The 15,525-nt window shown below is 55.0% G+C and carries 16 protein-coding genes (1 of these 16 only partly in view); 1 reads left to right on the top strand and 15 read right to left on the bottom strand.

Annotation, left to right across the window (positions count from 1 at the left end; translation table 11 throughout):
* Positions 1-72: 72 nt before the first annotated feature.
* The 7 genes from ACZ5EH_RS21035 to ACZ5EH_RS21005 all read right to left on the bottom strand — a co-directional run bounded on the left by ACZ5EH_RS21035 (position 73) and on the right by ACZ5EH_RS21005 (position 6,911).
* Complete coding sequence (locus ACZ5EH_RS21035; protein ID WP_464275817.1) at positions 73-882, bottom strand: amidohydrolase family protein; 810 nt, start codon at positions 880-882, stop codon at positions 73-75.
* 95 nt (positions 883-977) lie between these two features.
* The gene (locus tag ACZ5EH_RS21030; RefSeq protein WP_464275816.1) at positions 978-2,261 is read right to left on the bottom strand and encodes a PP2C family protein-serine/threonine phosphatase; all 1,284 of its coding nucleotides are present in this window, start codon (positions 2,259-2,261) and stop codon (positions 978-980) included.
* A gap of 79 nt (positions 2,262-2,340) precedes the next feature.
* Positions 2,341-2,841, bottom strand: a complete 501-nt coding sequence (locus tag ACZ5EH_RS21025; RefSeq protein WP_464275815.1) for a DinB family protein — start codon at positions 2,839-2,841, stop codon at positions 2,341-2,343.
* Between the two features lie 111 nt (positions 2,842-2,952).
* Positions 2,953-4,056, bottom strand: coding sequence for an HprK-related kinase B (locus tag ACZ5EH_RS21020; RefSeq protein WP_464275814.1), 1,104 nt, complete (start codon positions 4,054-4,056; stop codon positions 2,953-2,955).
* Positions 4,053-4,937: a GAK system ATP-grasp enzyme gene (locus ACZ5EH_RS21015; protein WP_464275813.1), complete on the bottom strand. Its 885-nt coding sequence runs from the start codon at positions 4,935-4,937 to the stop codon at positions 4,053-4,055. The genes ACZ5EH_RS21020 and ACZ5EH_RS21015 overlap by 4 nt, the downstream gene beginning before the upstream one ends.
* 35 nt (positions 4,938-4,972) lie before the next feature.
* Positions 4,973-6,637 (bottom strand): phosphate signaling complex PhoU family protein, encoded by a 1,665-nt coding sequence (locus tag ACZ5EH_RS21010; protein WP_464275812.1) that lies wholly within the window; start codon positions 6,635-6,637, stop codon positions 4,973-4,975.
* A 10-nt stretch (positions 6,638-6,647) separates the two neighbouring features.
* Positions 6,648-6,911: an amphi-Trp domain-containing protein gene (locus ACZ5EH_RS21005; protein WP_464275811.1), complete on the bottom strand. Its 264-nt coding sequence runs from the start codon at positions 6,909-6,911 to the stop codon at positions 6,648-6,650.
* A 501-nt stretch (positions 6,912-7,412) separates the two neighbouring features.
* Between ACZ5EH_RS21005 and ACZ5EH_RS21000 the strand changes: the two genes are divergently transcribed.
* The gene (locus tag ACZ5EH_RS21000; RefSeq protein ID WP_464275810.1) at positions 7,413-8,927 is read left to right on the top strand and encodes an MFS transporter; all 1,515 of its coding nucleotides are present in this window, start codon (positions 7,413-7,415) and stop codon (positions 8,925-8,927) included.
* Between the two features lie 79 nt (positions 8,928-9,006).
* On the opposite strand, the gene ACZ5EH_RS20995 is transcribed toward ACZ5EH_RS21000, so the two are convergent.
* From ACZ5EH_RS20995 to ACZ5EH_RS20960, 8 genes are all read right to left on the bottom strand, one after another.
* Positions 9,007-9,639: a 2-oxoacid:acceptor oxidoreductase family protein gene (locus ACZ5EH_RS20995; RefSeq protein WP_464275809.1), complete on the bottom strand. Its 633-nt coding sequence runs from the start codon at positions 9,637-9,639 to the stop codon at positions 9,007-9,009.
* Complete coding sequence (locus tag ACZ5EH_RS20990) at positions 9,636-10,469, bottom strand: 2-oxoacid:ferredoxin oxidoreductase subunit beta (RefSeq protein ID WP_464275808.1); 834 nt, start codon at positions 10,467-10,469, stop codon at positions 9,636-9,638. The genes ACZ5EH_RS20995 and ACZ5EH_RS20990 overlap by 4 nt, the downstream gene beginning before the upstream one ends.
* Positions 10,470-10,482: 13 nt before the next feature.
* Complete coding sequence (locus ACZ5EH_RS20985) at positions 10,483-11,637, bottom strand: 2-oxoacid:acceptor oxidoreductase subunit alpha (RefSeq protein ID WP_464275807.1); 1,155 nt, start codon at positions 11,635-11,637, stop codon at positions 10,483-10,485.
* A complete protein-coding gene (locus ACZ5EH_RS20980; RefSeq protein ID WP_464275806.1) occupies positions 11,634-11,903 on the bottom strand; it encodes a 4Fe-4S dicluster domain-containing protein in 270 nt (89 codons plus the stop codon). Before ACZ5EH_RS20980 ends, ACZ5EH_RS20985 begins: the two co-directional genes overlap by 4 nt.
* A 272-nt stretch (positions 11,904-12,175) precedes the next feature.
* Entirely contained in the window at positions 12,176-12,523 is a 348-nt protein-coding gene (locus ACZ5EH_RS20975) for a cytoplasmic protein (RefSeq protein WP_464275805.1), read from the bottom strand.
* A 71-nt stretch (positions 12,524-12,594) separates the two neighbouring features.
* Positions 12,595-13,446, bottom strand: coding sequence for a thiamine pyrophosphate-dependent enzyme (locus tag ACZ5EH_RS20970; protein WP_464275804.1), 852 nt, complete (start codon positions 13,444-13,446; stop codon positions 12,595-12,597).
* A gap of 60 nt (positions 13,447-13,506) precedes the next feature.
* Positions 13,507-15,195 (bottom strand): 2-oxoacid:acceptor oxidoreductase subunit alpha, encoded by a 1,689-nt coding sequence (locus ACZ5EH_RS20965; protein ID WP_464275803.1) that lies wholly within the window; start codon positions 15,193-15,195, stop codon positions 13,507-13,509.
* Positions 15,196-15,320: 125 nt separating this feature from the next.
* Positions 15,321-15,525 carry the final stretch of a ferritin gene (locus ACZ5EH_RS20960; protein ID WP_464275802.1) on the bottom strand. It continues 314 nt past the right edge of the window, so only the last 205 of its 519 coding nucleotides appear in the window; the start codon falls outside the window, past its right edge; it ends in the stop codon at positions 15,321-15,323.

The raw sequence follows: 15,525 nt of genomic DNA, 5'->3' as shown, positions 1-15,525 counted from the left end.
TTGCAGTCTTCGGGCAATGCGGTTTGCGCTCCCTTGAGACTCGTGACGTCTCAAGGGAACGCAATGAAGGCATTATACTTTTTCGAGACCAAACGGCTCCAGAAAAAGCTCACCGTTGCAGATGATTTCTTCAAGAGCGTCGTCTGAGAGTTTCATTCTGGTCTTGAGCAGGTCCATCTCTTCGGCAGGGTCGTAAAGAGGGTAGTCGGAGCCGAAAAGAATGCGCTCTCTTGGGTGGCGTGCGAAAATCTCGTGCAGCAGTTGGTCGGGAATGAATTCGAGGCTGCTCGATGTGTCGAAGTATACATTTGTGCCGGCCAGGGCTTCCAGAGCGAACTTCCAATGCATGAAGCCGCCCAAGTGTGCGGCTATCATTTTAGCGTTGGGAAATTGTTTTATGATGGCCGCCATTTTGTATGGGCAGGAAGGGTTCTGCTTCGGGGGGAGCCTGTCGCCCACATGCACGAGAAAGGCAAAATCGTTTTGCGCGGCCTCGATGATGGGCAGTAATCTGGGATCGTCCAGCCAGAATCCCTGGAATTCGGGGTGCAGCTTCAGGCCGAAAATGCCTGCCTGGCGTAGCCTGTCCAGTTCCTTTTCCCAATCTTCAAAGTCGGGATGCAGGGTGCCGAAGGCAATGACTTCTGGATTGTTCTGCTGCAGCTGGATGCTGAAGTTGTTGGCGGGGATGACCTGCCCTCCGGAGGTGGCTGCGCAGAGTACAACCGCCCTTGCCAGGCCGGCGCTGCGTACGCGGGAAAGAAGGTCATCTATTAAGCCATTGCCGACGGGGTGGATCTGATAATGTCCGTCTAGTTGGTCAACGACTTTGTGGGCTATTTTCGGGTGAAATGCATGTGTGTGAATATCAATACCAGTCATTTTTCAATTCCAATTGTGAACAATTACAAGCACGGGGTGTTCCCCTATCACCAATAGGCGGCAATGCAAAGTATGGTTGCATGAAAAAAGTCGGATCAGGCGGTATCACGCCAAAGGCAGAGAAGGGTGATGTCGTCGTTTTGTTCGCCCCCTGCAAACCAGCTTTCCAGCTCGTCGAACAATTTTTCGGCGCATTCTTCTCGGGGGCAGGAGATGAAGAAATGCGTCGCACGGTCCAGGCCAAACATTTCTCCGTCGGGGTTGAAGGCTTCGGTCACCCCGTCGGAATACAGTGCAATCATGGAGCCTGGTTCCAAGGTCATGCTTTCACAGGAATAAACGGTGTCTTCCAAAGTGCCAAGGGGCAGTCCGGTCATTCTGGGAAGCTCGGTGCAAAGGCCTTTATGCAAGAGCAAGGGAGGCGTGTGCCCCCCTGATGCAAACTCCAGACGGCCATTTTCCGGCCAATAGCGCAGCAGGCAAATGGTGGCGAAAAAGAACTCTCCCGAAAGAAATGCAAAGGTAGAGCGGTTGATTTCCGCCAGTAAGGCATCAGCGGCGATGCCTGGTCGGGCGTGGCTGCGGATGGTCGACCAGAGCGCAGCCATCACAAACCCTGCGGCCAGTCCCTTGCCGGAAACATCCGCCAGGTAGAGCAGGTAGCTGCCGTCTTTCAGATTGATGATATCGTAGAGATCGCCCCCTACTTCTTTTGCAGGGAGACTGCGCCCCCATACGTGACTGCCGTGCCCCATGTTTGGAATTTTAGGCCAGCAGTGGCGCTGGAGTTTGGCTGCCACTTGAATCTGGGCCTCCAGCTCCTTCTGCTTCAGCAGTTCCCGCATCTGGCGCGCGCGTACGATAGCAACGGCGCCCAGGCTGGCGAAAATCTCCAGTGCCTGGCTGTCGGTTGCGTCAAAGGTTTCCCTGTTGCGTGGATTAAGCACCTGGATCACCCCAAGGGGCTCATCCAAATGGATGACTGGCACGGTTATCATGCTGCGCGTTGTATAGCAGGTGGCGTCGTCTACACGGGGGGAAAAATCCTGCGCCTCCGCCACATCGTTGACAAGAAAGGTCTTGCGCTCCGCAATGGCGCGGCCGGCGATGCCTTCGCCTGGCTGCAGCGACACCTTGTCCACAAGCTGGTCTGCCAGGTCTGAATCAAGGCCGTTATTACGCACCACGGCAAAGGTCAGTGTTCCGTCTTCAGGGGCGTAGCGCAGAAACGAGGACGCCTCCGCAGCCGCAGCCTCTTCGGCAATTTCCAGGAGCAATGGCAGCAGCTTTTCAATGGAGTCAACCTCGACCATGGCCTGGTTGGCCGATGCGATATAGCTGACTTTGCGGGCGTATTTGTCCTGGCAATCGTGCTGCATGGGGTTCTCCGGATTTTTCCACCCCAGGTATACGACAGCCAGTTGGCACATGCAAGGCGAGGGCTTGCGCGAGAAGCAACTACACCATTGTTTGTTCCTTGAGAAAATAGACGAGGTCGATGTCCCTGAGGGGGGCGCCGAACATGCTTGCAAGGGCATGCACTTGCCCCCTGTGGTGTGTCTGGTGGTTGAAAAAATGGTGCACGAGGGTGGCGAAGTCTGCGGCGCAGGATCGCCCTGCGATGTCTTTATATTCCAGTGTGATGTCAATGTTCTGTCCTGCCAGGGAAGCAGCAAAAGAGAGTATTTTCTCGTCCAGGGCCTGTCTGGCTGCCAGAAAGGAGGGCATGACCGGGTAGGGTATGGCCGCAATGTCGAGGACCATTTGCCCTTGGCCGGAAAAACGGTCCAGCCAAAGTGTGTCGGCTAGCAGCAGGTGGTTCAGTATGCCGATGATGGAACCGAAGTTGACTTCCAGGGGCGTATGCAGTTTTTCGTCTTGCAGGTTTGCCAGGTCTTTATGCAGGCGAGCATTTGCCCAACGATTATAAAGGGCGAAGGTGGTGAACATTTCCGGCATGGCAGCCTCCGGTCAGGGAGCAGGGGATTACGCAAAGACACAGTATACTGCAATCCTTCCATGCCGGGCAAGACGGCTGCCGTTACGGAGCAGCCGTCCACCCTACTAAAATCAGGACCACTTTTTAAGGTATTCGAGGCAGATGTCTGCAGCGCTCTGAAAATCTATGCCGCCCGTAAATTCCAGCACGGGGCACCCCTTGAGCAGTTCGATGTACTGCTCCTGGCTGGCATCGAGTTCGGGCAGGCCGGTTTCGTCATCGCGCTCCGTGTCCAGGTCCACAAAAAGCCCAACGGACTTCATGAACGAAGGCAGCAGGTCAGGTCGTTCGCCCAAGTCCACCAGAGAGTGATCAAGGCCCACTCCGTCGCGTTTCCAGTTGAGGAGTACAAGGCCGGCCATTTCACTTTGCAGGGTGAACTTGTCTTTGCCAAAGCAGGTGTCAATGAACGCATCGTACTTGTGTTCAAGGTCCCAAAGCTCTTCTTGTGGCAGCGCACCAAAGCGGGCGCGGTCTTCTTCGGACATCACAGGCCAGAGCCGCTCATTGTATAGCACTGTGCCCGGGTTGACGCGGGGCATTTTGGCCACACCCGTCATGGCCAGGCCGTCAGCCTTTTTCTGAACCATGAGGCGGTCGTTGCTCACAAAGTCGGTATTCCGGCACATGATTTCCAGAGCAAGGGTGGATTTACCTGCCCCGGAAAAGCCGGCAATGGCCAATCCCTTACCGTCTATTGCTATGCCTGCGGCATGAAAAAGCAAAGCCCCGCGACGCACATGCATCTCTATACAGGTGTTATTGATGAAGTTGACCACCTGGGCGTCGTTTTCAATGCATGGGCCGACGGCGTAACGATCACCGGAGCCGAAGAGAAACACCATGCCGGTTTTGAGCTTGTGGACAATGCGCCCGTCAGGAAAGTCCTTGAATTGCTCTTTGAGCGAGGTCTTGCCGGGTTCAGGCTGCTTGACTTCAAAGTCAATATCCAGGTCCAGACGGGGACTTTCCAGCGCGGTGATGGTAGCGGCGGGCGCCCCTGTATCATCCAGAAAATCTCGATAATATTCCCGCAGACGCTGGACCAGTTCCGAGGAATTGCTCAACAGGTCGATACGGTCATCCACAAAGCGCAGTCCGAGGCGCTGATCCGCGGGGAAGGTGGCTAAAAGAGGGGCCACATGGTCACGGTAGGATTGGGTGCCCTGTGTCATTTTAATTTCTCCAGCACGTAGTCGACGTACAGATCTGCCGCTTCCATGTTTGCGGATTCCAGCAAGCCGCGGAAGCCGCCAAATGCTGAAACTTCATATATTTCTGCGCCGTGGTCGGTTTCCACCACGTCCACACATGTAAAGGCCATTTCAGGAAAAAGGCCCTGGGCCTTGTACGCCAGGTCGATGATTTCCTTTGAAGGTTCATACGGAACGTATTTGCCTCCGGAGCGGGTGGTCGTATCCCAGGAATCGCCGCTGCCTTTCCGGGCGTAGGTAGCCAGGTATTGCCCCCCGAGAAAGGAGACGCCCAAATCAAGGCGTCCAGCCGCATAGGAAACCATTTTTTGGATGTACATGACCTTGTTGCCAGCGCTTTTGAAGTCGTGGACTTCATCCACGGCGTCAGGGCCGCTTTCGATAACGGTCATGCCTTTGGCCTTGGAGCTGTAAAGAGGCTTGAAAACTGCCTTGCCAAAGGTATCCACCGCTGCAACCGCTTCTTCCACATCTTCTGTGATGATGGTCGGGGGCATGGGCATGTTGCCCAGGCGGAGGCGGGTTGTGCAGGAAAGCCTGTCGATGAGGCTGAACATGCTGTCAGGATTGGAGAATACAGGCATGCCGAGGCGATGGAGGAAACGCACCATTTCCATGCGGTCCAAGGCGTCCGGCGAATAGGAGGGCGCAATTTTTTTGACGATGATGGCGTCGAGTTCTGTGAGATCCTGCCCCTTGTACCAGGCTTTGCGAGAATCCAGGTCCAGGCGGACGTTGCCCATATCTATAAGCAGGCTGTAGCCGGTCTTGCGTTGCAAGGACGCCAGAAGCCTCTCGGTTGACCATCCCTTGGGGATGCCGACGACACCTATACGTTTCATGTAAGTCTCCTTGTCAGCTTGGAAAATGAGGTTGGCTAAGGGTAGCGCAGGACACTGTCCGGCACGCGGAAGCCGGTGAAGTCACAGTTATCTTTTGAGGTGTGGCGGGCGATGTGCTCCAGCAAATAGATGCCTCGCAGGAACATGAGCTTTGCGAAACGCCGGTTCAGCTCAAACCGTGTGGAGGTCATGAAGGAGCGGGCAAGGCCCAGATTCAGCCGTGCTTCAAAAGTCGTATCTCCCTGGTCGGCAGCAAAGCGGCGGGCAAAGTCCAGAAACGCAAACGAGACCTGTTCGATACAGTTCCTGCGGATGCTGTCGAAAACGGGAAGCCGGAAGTTGGACAGCAGAAACACCGACACGTCCTGGCAAAAATCAGACTCCTTGGAGCGATGCAGGTCAATATAGTGGATGCGCTCCTCGTGAGCGCGGTAAATGATATTGTTTGAATTGCAATCGCCATGGATGAACACCGAGAAGGGAGCCTGCAGGCCTTCTTCTATGGAGGCTGCGGTGGCCAGCACCTCATCCAACGGCTTGAAAGACGCACCGGCAAGGTTCAGATCGCGCTTGGCAAAATCCGGATGGACTTTGAGCACGCCAGGCAGTCGTTTTTTGATTTGCTTTACGAATCCCGCCTTTATGGAGTCATCCTTTTTACTCCGCAGCCACAATTCGCGCATGGTGGAAGCCATGACATCCATGCAGCATTTTATTTCCTTCATGGATGCGGAAAGGATTACATCCTGCACCGTATTGCCAGGTAGCGCCTCCACAAGCATTGAGGTGCTTTTTTCATGTTCCTGTAAAGCCACGACACGGGGGGGCAACCCCGGCATGAGCTTCTCCCAGCGCTCAATGCTGGCGGCTTCTTCCAGAAGTTTTTTGGGGTCTCCATCCTTGAAGATGACGTCTCCAGCACCCTGACGGTCTTCTTTCTGCCTGACGCGCCCTATGCGGCAGCCTGAGCGCGAACCCCAAATGGAGCTGAACTCAACCTCGTTCATGGGCAGTCTTGCTTCTTTTCGGTCCTCTTCAACCAGGTCGCCAGCAAGAGCGTCATTGAGTGCGTTGAACTGGCGAATCTTGAATTTGTTGCCTGTAATGGCGAAAATTGAAGCCTCGCCGATATTCAGCAGGGCATCCCCCATTCGTTCCAGATACCGGAAGATGAAAATGGCGGTAATGAAGTCACCCGCTTTGGGGCCCGTTCGCAACTGCTTCAAGATATTGTCGAACTCTGTCTTGTACAGACTGTCCAGAGTCAGCTCTGCCCGGCAAATACCCAGGGCCTTGTTCATATCCCGCTTGAACAAGGCGTCGTGCACCATGCGTATCGCAGCCCGCACTTCATCGAACAACGGGCGATACGCGAAATGGTGCATGAAGTCAGGTGCCTGGAAATACTGTGTTTGCCTGGCCACGTTTACGCAATGGTCGCCCAGACGTTCCAGGTTGGATGCAGCCACAACAAGGGCCCGAAGATAGTTGGTTTGCGGACTTTTTGCGTCGTACGTACCGTGGATGTGGGAAAAGGCGGCGTTTTCGATAACGCTCTTGTAGTTATCCAGGTAGTCATCCCGGGCTTCCACCTTTGCCACCGTAGCAGGGGCAGGGTTTTCCACCGCATCCAACGCACCATTGAGTTGCTCTTCCACATCTAGGAGCAAGAGTTTGAAATTATTTTCTATCTCGTGCATGGCTGGCTATTCAGGCTTTTATGCTCAAAGGCGCGTCGTCTTCAGGTTCAGATCCCTCATTCCACTTGATAGTCAGTTTAATCTTGCGCTCAGCACCGCGTGCCTTTCCTTCTACGCTGAAGGAAAGCAGCCCCTGGGGGGTGAACTCGATGCCGGTTTCACCGCGGGAAACGGAGAAAACGCCCTGTTCGAATCCCTTGCTCAGGGCATCGAGGTACTGCCCGATGCTTTGCGTATCCTGGTAACTTTCTGCACGAAAACTTTTTGAAGACATGCCGTGAGACTCCTTGGCTTTTTGTTCTATCCCCGACCAACGTCGCATGGTCGAGGCGAAGAAGTATGACAGATTCAGGTGACGAAAGCGTCACGATGAAGGTGGAATCATGTTTCGCATGGCGCCACTTGAAAAAAAATGTTGTGCATCGATATCTCGGAACACAGGTTTCTTGTAAGCGTTCTGCCCCCGCATCGTAACGAAAACATTGTAGAAGAAAGGTCGTGTACCACAATGTGGATACCCCGGAGGTGTTGCCCGCTATTCTGCGTTACTGGGACTGCATTCCTGCTGTATGGTTACATACTGTAGCAGGTTGTGTATTGTTGACAATATTAAGGTTCCAAGCGCCCAGGGTGCCCCCGGACTTCCAGGAAGGGCGCTGGCAAGACGCAAGGCATGGCGTTTTCCGCACTCTCGCCCCGCGTACCACTATGGTACCTGGCAACACAAGGCAACGGTTCAAATTCTCTTCACTTTTTCTAAGGAACGACATCAGCCATGGCGGACATAACAGGCGACGTTGGAGCGAAAACGGTTCAGCAGTATATTGATGAAAAACCCGTATGGGCGGATGGAACCGGCACGGCTTCCACGCCCATGACCCAGATGCAGTGGCGTATATGGACACTGGCAACAGCCGGGAAATTTTTCGAAGGGCTTGTCGTCTTCATGACCGGCGTTGCCCTGCCGCTTATGGTCAAAGAATTTCAAGTGGGCGCAATGACCAAAGGGGCTCTTGGCGCAGCATCTCTTCTTGGCATCCTGGTAGGGGCCACGGCTTTAGGCAGTCTTTCGGACCGCTATGGTCGCAAGCGGATGTTCATCGTGGAGATGATCATCTTCCTTATCTTTTTGATTGGCCTCGTTGTAAGCCCAAACATCTGGAGCACCTTGTTTTTTCTTTTTGGTATGGGGCTGGCGCTGGGGTGCGACTACCCCACGGCGCATATGGTCCTTTCGGAAAGCATCCCCAGCAGCAACAGAGGGCGTCTAGTGCTCAGCGCTTTCGGCTTTCAAGCCGTTGGCGCCATCGTCGGTACCGGGGTGGGCTTTTTGATACTGTATGAGAATCCTGAAATTTCTGCCTGGCGCTGGATGTACGCCACAGCTATTCTCCCCGCCTTGCTGGTCGTTCTGGGGCGCTTCTACATTCCGGACAGCCCTCACTGGCTGGTGGCCCGGGGCAGGGTGGATGAAGCAGCCCAAGAAACCATGCGCCTGTTGCAGCGCAAGCCTCCTTACCCCTCCAAGATTGTTCTGGCTGCTCCCGATGCCTGTGGAAAGGGTGATACGAGCCCCGAATGCGGGGGCAAAGGTTTGGTAGGGCGTATCAAAGGGCATTTTCTTGAACTGTTTGACAAAAAATACAGACGCGCAACGATTCTGGCTGCCGTCCCCTGGTTTTTGCAGGATTTGGGCACGTATGGAATAGGCATTTTCACCCCCACGATTCTGGCATCCATTTTAGGGAGCGAAGCCCAATACCCCAATAGTGTTGCCGGGATCATACACAAGGATATGCTTGCCGCAGAAGGGGCAGCCATCATCGACGGACTGCTGCTGTTTGGTATTTGCGCCGCCGTGCTGCTCGTAGACAAGGTGGGGCGTATTCGACTGCAGATTGCAGGCTTCATCGGTTGCGCCATCGGGCTTTTTGTAGCGTCGCTTTCCATTGGCGCCAGTCAGCAAAATCAGATCGTTTTCATTTTTACGGGCTTCATGCTTTTCAGTTTCGCCACCAATATGGGGCCCAATGCCATGACCTACCTGCTTGCCGGTGAAGTTTTTCCCACCCGTATTCGCGGCAAAGGCGCGGGATTCGCCGCCTCCTTCGCCAAAATCGGGGCTGTGCTCACCGCTTTTCTTTTTCCCGTGCTTCTGAAGGACCTTGGAACGGAGTTGCTGCTCTACATCCTTGTGGGCACTTCCCTTGCCGGCGCCTGCATAACCTGGCTTTACGGCATAGAGACCAAAGGCGTGAACCTGGAAACAATCGGCGAAAACGGTGATTGATCACTGGCAATAGACAATGAAAAAGCCGGGCCCGCTGCTGTGGGTCCGGCTTTGTATTATTGAAAATGGTACGCTGGCATTACTCGAGGACGTTGCTGTTCTCCTCTTCCTCATGCTCTGCGTATTCCTCTGCCTGACGCCAGATTTCAGGAGATTCCCCCAAGTGTTTTTTGGCTTCCCTGTTACCCAGGTTGAAGGCTTTGACATTGAGGGCGCGGATCTTGGCCGGCAGATTCTCTTCCAGGGCTTTGCGCATAAGCCGTGGATCAGTAAAGGGCAGCAGGTGCGTGACGGCACCGAACACAATGGTGTTCAACGTCATGGGGTTGCCAATGCGCTCTTTGGCCATGGTTGTGAACGGCAGCCCGTGGTACTGGTTCGTGGGGGGCTGTTTGACCATGGAATCGTCGATGAGCAGCACGCCATTGGTTTTAAGGTAGCGGTAATAGTTATTGCATGCTTCCTGACTCAGGGCCACCAGCAGGTCCAGGCTTTCTGTCTTGGGGTAGCTGATGGGGTTGGAACTGATCACCAGATCCGCACGGCTGGAGCCGCCACGGGCTTCTGGTCCGTAGCTTTGGGTCTGGGTTACGTAGTACCCTTGCCCAAGGGCAAGACCATAGCCAAGAATCTTGCCCAGGGTGATAATGCCCTGGCCGCCGAGCCCGGAGAGTCTCAGTTCAAAGCGTTGGAGTTCCATGGGTTTCTTCATTTCTTCTGTCCCTGGAGTTGTGTGGATATTTCCTGATAACACTCTTCCAACCCGGGCGCATCGCGCTCAACAAACACGCCGATGGGAAAGCGGTCAGGCTGTTTGTGTTCAGGAAGCTTGTTGTAGGCTTCCACATCCATGCTCTTTTTTTTCAGCCCGTCGTACATCTCCACGATGTTTTTGTATTTGTTCTTGCGCCCGTACTGGGTGTGGCAGGGGCTGAACACCTCGACCATATTGAAGCCGGGGCGCCCCAGAGCAGTGGTTATCAGCCTGTCCATGAGCTTTGCATGAAAGGACGTGGCGCGGCTAACAAAGTTGGCGCCCGCAGCGCTGGCCAGTTTTACGATGTCGAAGGAGTGCTCCAGTTGTCCAAAGGGGGTGGTCATGGAGAACGCCCCGTGGGGGGTGGTGGAAGAGCACTGCCCTCCGGTCATGCCGTAGATATTGTTGTTCAAAATAATGGTGGTCAGCCCGATATTGCGGCGAGCGGCATGGATGAGATGGTTGCCCCCGATGGATAGAGCGTCGCCGTCGCCCATCAGGACGATGACCTTGAGCTTGGGATTGGCCATCTTGATGCCCGTTGCAAAGGTCAGGGCCCTGCCGTGAGTGGCGTGCACCGTATTGAAGTCAACATATACGGCCATGCGGCCTGAACAGCCGATGCCTGCCACAACGACGACCTCGTCCTTGGACAGACCCAGGTTGTGTACACTGCGGATGAGCGAGCCGAGCACAATTCCGTGCCCGCAGCCCGGGCAGAGCACATGGGGGAATTTCTTGTTATGCCTCAGGTAGTTGTGAATAAGCTGGGTGACTTCAGACATTTCACTCCCCCTCTTATATTTGCGAAATCGATTTGAGGATTTGGGACGGGGTGATGATCTGACCGTCGACCCGGTTAATGGTGCGCACGCGAGTGCGGCCATTGTTCACACGTTTCACTTCGCGCGACATCTGCCCCATGTTCATTTCAGGAACGATGATGCACTTGGCCGAGCGCATGAGTTTATCAATGGGGGGGCGCGGAAAGGGGAAAAGCGTCTTGAGGGTCACCAGGCCTGCCTTGATGTTCTGCTTGCGGGCCTGGACCACGGCCAGATGCGCGGATCGGGCCACGCTGCCGTACGCCACAATGCCGATTTCGGCGTCCTCGGTGTACATCTCTTCCACCAGCATGATGTCTGAAAAATGTGTATCTATCTTGCGGAAATGCCGATGGACAGCGGCTTCCACCTCATCAGGCCGTTGTGTGGGGTAGCCCATCACATCGTGGGTCAGCCCTGTATAGTGCACACGGTACCCGGACCCTATCGGGGGCATGGGCGTCACTCCCCGCACAGTCTCTTCGTAGGGCTTGAACCATTCCGGCGGCACGGAAGGCACGATGCGCGAGTGTACTTCGAATTCCTTTGGGCCGGGGAGGGTTATCTTCTCTCGAGTGTGTGCTGTGACCTCGTCCAACAGCAGCAGTACAGGCGTGCGGTATTTTTCGGCAAAATTAAAGGCTACTATGCTCATCTCCAGGCATTCCTGCACCGTGGAGGCAGAGAGCACGATGATGGGGTGATCCCCATGAGTGCCCCAACGAGCCTGCTGCACATCTCCTTGAGAAGGGCAGGTCGGCAACCCTGTGCTCGGGCCGCCACGCATCACGTTGACAATAACGAGGGGCGCTTCGACCATGCAGGCATAGCCCAGGTGTTCCTGCATGAGCGAAAAGCCAGGGCCAGAAGTCGCGGTCATGGCCTTGCGCCCTGTCAGGGATGCGCCGATGACGGCGCCCATGCTGGCGATCTCGTCTTCCATCTGAATGAAGACACCGTCTTCGGTGCGGGGCAGGCGCTGGGCCATGCACTCCATGATTTCGCTGGAAGGTGTGATGGGGTAGCCGGCAAAGAAACTACATCCTGCGAGGAGGGCTCCCTCCACCACGGCCTCGTTGCCGAGTGCGAACAGCTCTGTCTTTTTTTTGCGTCCGTTGGCTGTGGTCATGATGTTCCGCCGTTGTTATTTTGCGGTTGTGGGGGAACAGGAGGCTGATTTTCTGCATCTTTTGGTTGTACAACGATGGCGAAGTCCGGACAGTGCAGCTCACAGAATCCACAGTTGATGCACTCGGATTCCTTGACCACCACTGATTTGCCCGTTGGGTCCATCTCGAAAACCTTTGACGGGCAGAATGCTACGCAGAGGCCGCACCCCTTGCACCAGTCGGGGTAAATAATAATTCTTGTTTGCCCTTTTGCTCTTTTCGTCATGATGGTTTGGTGGTGTTATACGTGATTGTAAAAAGTTGCCTGTTGGACGTCCGCTTCATTGATTTTATGGGAGTGATTTCCTACGCCAATACTGACGAATAGGCAACCACTGATTGCTATAAACTGCATTGAAAGGCGTTGAAGATTGTTGCATGTGTCTTTCGTGTCTGGTCATACCATCAGAGAAAGAGTCGTAAGGGGGAGAGATAGAGAGGAGCGCCCCGGCGCCATGGTGTAGATGCAACTCCAAACAGGCGTCAGGGCGCAAAAAATCAGAATGAAATAATGGTAAAACCACGAGCCATGAATCCGGCCATGCCAGGATGCCCGTTCATGTCATCCAGCAAGTCAAGGCCTTCCGCCTTGACTGCTTCGAGAACATTGAGCTTGGCAGAGCAGGCCTTGCAAGCGCCGGCGATAAGGCCCAGTTCCTTGGTCTTGGCATACAGCTTGTGCATGGGGTTCTCTTTTCTGGCCAGCTCGGGCACCAGTTGGGTTGCCGCACCTTCTATGACCAGTGCTACTTCGTGCCCCTTCTCGTGCATATCCAGAGCGTTCAACAGTACGTGAATAAAGCACATCATCTCGCCATTAAAGGCAAACAGCGCCGTCTTTTGCATGTATCGTTCTCCTTGTTCACAGCACAAATGACAAGGAGCGCACAGGGTGCCCCCGTGCGCTCCTTATGGCATCAGACATAATCGGCCAAAATCTCTTCAAGAGCATCCAAAGGTACTGGCTCTCTGAACAGGGGGGTATCCTCGACTTGTTCAATCCGGGGGCCGAGCGGGGTGCGCTCTCCTTTCCAGATTACACCGACAGGAATGTTTTCACCAAACTCCAGGGATTTGGCCATGGCTTGGTTCCAGTCCGTGGGATCGTAATCGTCGCCCAGTTCATAGACCCTTTCCTTGTACCATTTGTACGTGTTCACTTTGTTGAAGCTGACACAGGGGTGCAGGATATCCACAAGGGCAAAGCCGGGGTGCTTCACTGCCTGCTGGATCAGGTCTGCCAAATGGTCCTGCATGCCGGAAAATGCCCGCGCCACGAAATTCGCGCGCATGGCCACGGCCACGGCAATGGGATTGAAGGGGGCATTGAGAACGCCATGGGGATTGGCCTTGGTCACTTGCCCCTCCATGGTAGTGGGGGAGGCCTGCCCCTTGGTGAGCCCGTATATCTGGTTGTCGTGCGCCAGGAGCGTCATATCTACATTGCGGCGGATGGCGGCAAGAAAGTGGTTGCCACCTTCGCCGTAGTTGCATCCGTCGCCGCTTTCCGCAATCACCGTCAGTTTCGGGTTCGTAAGTTTTGCCGCCTGGGCAGGGGGCAGTCCCCGTCCATGCAGGCCATTGAAAACATTACACCGTAAATAGTGGGGCGATTTCGCCGCCTGACCAATTCCGGAACACATCAATACCTGGTGCGGTTCCAGATCAAGTCCTGCAAGCGCCTGCTTCAGTGACTTGTTGATTTGGAAGTTGCCGCAACCCGGGCACCACGCGGTTTCAAATTCACCGTAATCTTCGATACTGACCATATTATCTCCCGATGCTCCCTGCCTCTTGTTCGGGCAAGGCTACAGGGTTGTACTTTGCATTCACCCGTCCAACTGCTCAAGGATGTACCGCGCCGTAAACGGCAGACCGTCGTACCGGAGCACTTGTTGATCAAAGGCAAATCCCGTTTCCTGACGGATGAGCGCTGCAAACTGGCCCGTGCTGTTACCTTCTATGCAGACAGTATGCTTTGCCTTTTCCAGACGGGGGATGAACGTATCCGGCGCAAGGGGGTACACCTGGGAGAAATGGATCACCGCAGTGCTTTGCCCCTTTTCATTGCGCCGCTGGGCTGCTTCGAGGGCTGCACCCTGGGTAGAGCCCCAGCAGACCAAAAGCGTCTCGGCGTCATCCTTCCCATAGAACTGGGGCGGTATCAGCTCGTCCATCAAAACCTGCTTTTTGCGCAAACGCTTGTCCTGCATTTGGATACGAACGCCGAGATCCTCGGTGATGTGCCCGTCTTCGTAGTGCTCGTCACTGTCCGTGACCACAAGATACTTGCCGAAACCGGGCGCCAGGCGGGGGGAGACCCCACTGTCCGTGATTGCATAGCGTTTGTAGTTTTCAGGATCGTCGGTCGAGACACCCACCGTTGCCGGCCTTGGCAGGTTCTTCAAATCAAAGGGATTCACTGCCCTGTATGAGTCGGCAAGGTATTGGTCGGTAAGTACGAAAACGGGTCCCTGGGACTTTTCGGCCAGGTCGAACGACTTGTGGGTGAGATGGAAGCATTGCTCCACGTCGCCCGGCGCAAGAATTGCCCGGGGAAACTCACCGTGCCCTGCATAGAGCACCATGTTCAGGTCGCCCTGTTCCGTACGGGTAGGCAGCCCCGTTGCAGGGCCAGGCCGCTGGGCCAGAACCAGAACGATGGGCGTTTCCGTGATGCCGGAGAGGCTGATTCCTTCGATCATCAACGCCAACCCGCCGCCGGATGTAGGCACCAAGGCGGGAGCCCCGGTATAGGACGCGCCAAGAGCCATATTGATCGCGGCTATCTCATCCTCGGCTTGCTCGACAACGATGTTCATCTTTTGTGCAAAGTTGATGAGGTTCATGGCCACGGAGGTGGCAGGCGTCATGGGGTAGAAGGAGCAGAACTTGAGCCCCCCTGCAAGGGCGCCAAGGGCAATGGCTTCGTTACCATTGAGCATCATGCGCCCCTGTTTCCCTTTGGGGGATGCCAATGGCTTGAAGGATTTGTTGTTTTCCTCGGTCCAGTCATAGGCCTTGTTCAAGACCTCGATATTCTGCTGGATGATTTCCTGTCCCTTCTTCTTGAAGGTATCCTCAAGCAAGCCGCGGGGCACATTGCGGTCCAGCCCCAACAGCGAGGCGAGAGCGCCCAAGGCCGCAACGTTTTCGAATATGGTTTTGGGGGCAAGTTCGCCAAAGGGCACGGAAAAGCATTGGAGCTGGCATGCATCGAGCTTTTCATCCAGAAGCACCAGACCGTCTTCTGTCACCTGCTCCTTATGCAACGCAACGGTTTCGTTGTTCATTGCCACAAGAATGTCCACGTGCTCCAACGGCGCGGCCACGTCGTCTTCAACGCCTACTCTGATGGCAAAAGTATTGTGTCCGCCCCTGACGCGAGACATGTAGTCCTGGGTAACAGCAATGTTGTACCCTGCGCGGACCAGGCTCTTGGCCAGGAGCCTGCCCACAGTGGCCAATCCCTGACCGGCCTCGCCGCCTATCAGAATGTTGGTGCCGGTTCTGCTCATCTACTCTGGCTCCTTTGTGTCTTGACCCCGCCCCTGACTCCTCCGGGGAAATTATGACAGGCAATGCCTGCTAAAGAAAAAGGCGGACCGGCTTACGGCCGGTCCGGACAAGTCATGGTGTTTGGTTAGGCAGTCGTGTCTGCGGCAGGGGCAGGCGGCGTGCGCAAAGCCAGTTCCTTGTCCATCATGAACAGGCTGTTGCCGGTGTCGCCGATCAGCTTCAATTTGTTAACGATGTCGCCAACATTGTCTTCCTCTTCCACCTGCTCGGTGACAAACCATTGCAGGAAGATGTTCGTGGCGTGGTCGCGTTCCTCAAGGGCAGTGTCC

It is taken from the genome of Desulfovibrio biadhensis (genome assembly GCF_055388615.1).
This window is presented reverse-complemented; position numbering and strand designations above follow the sequence as displayed.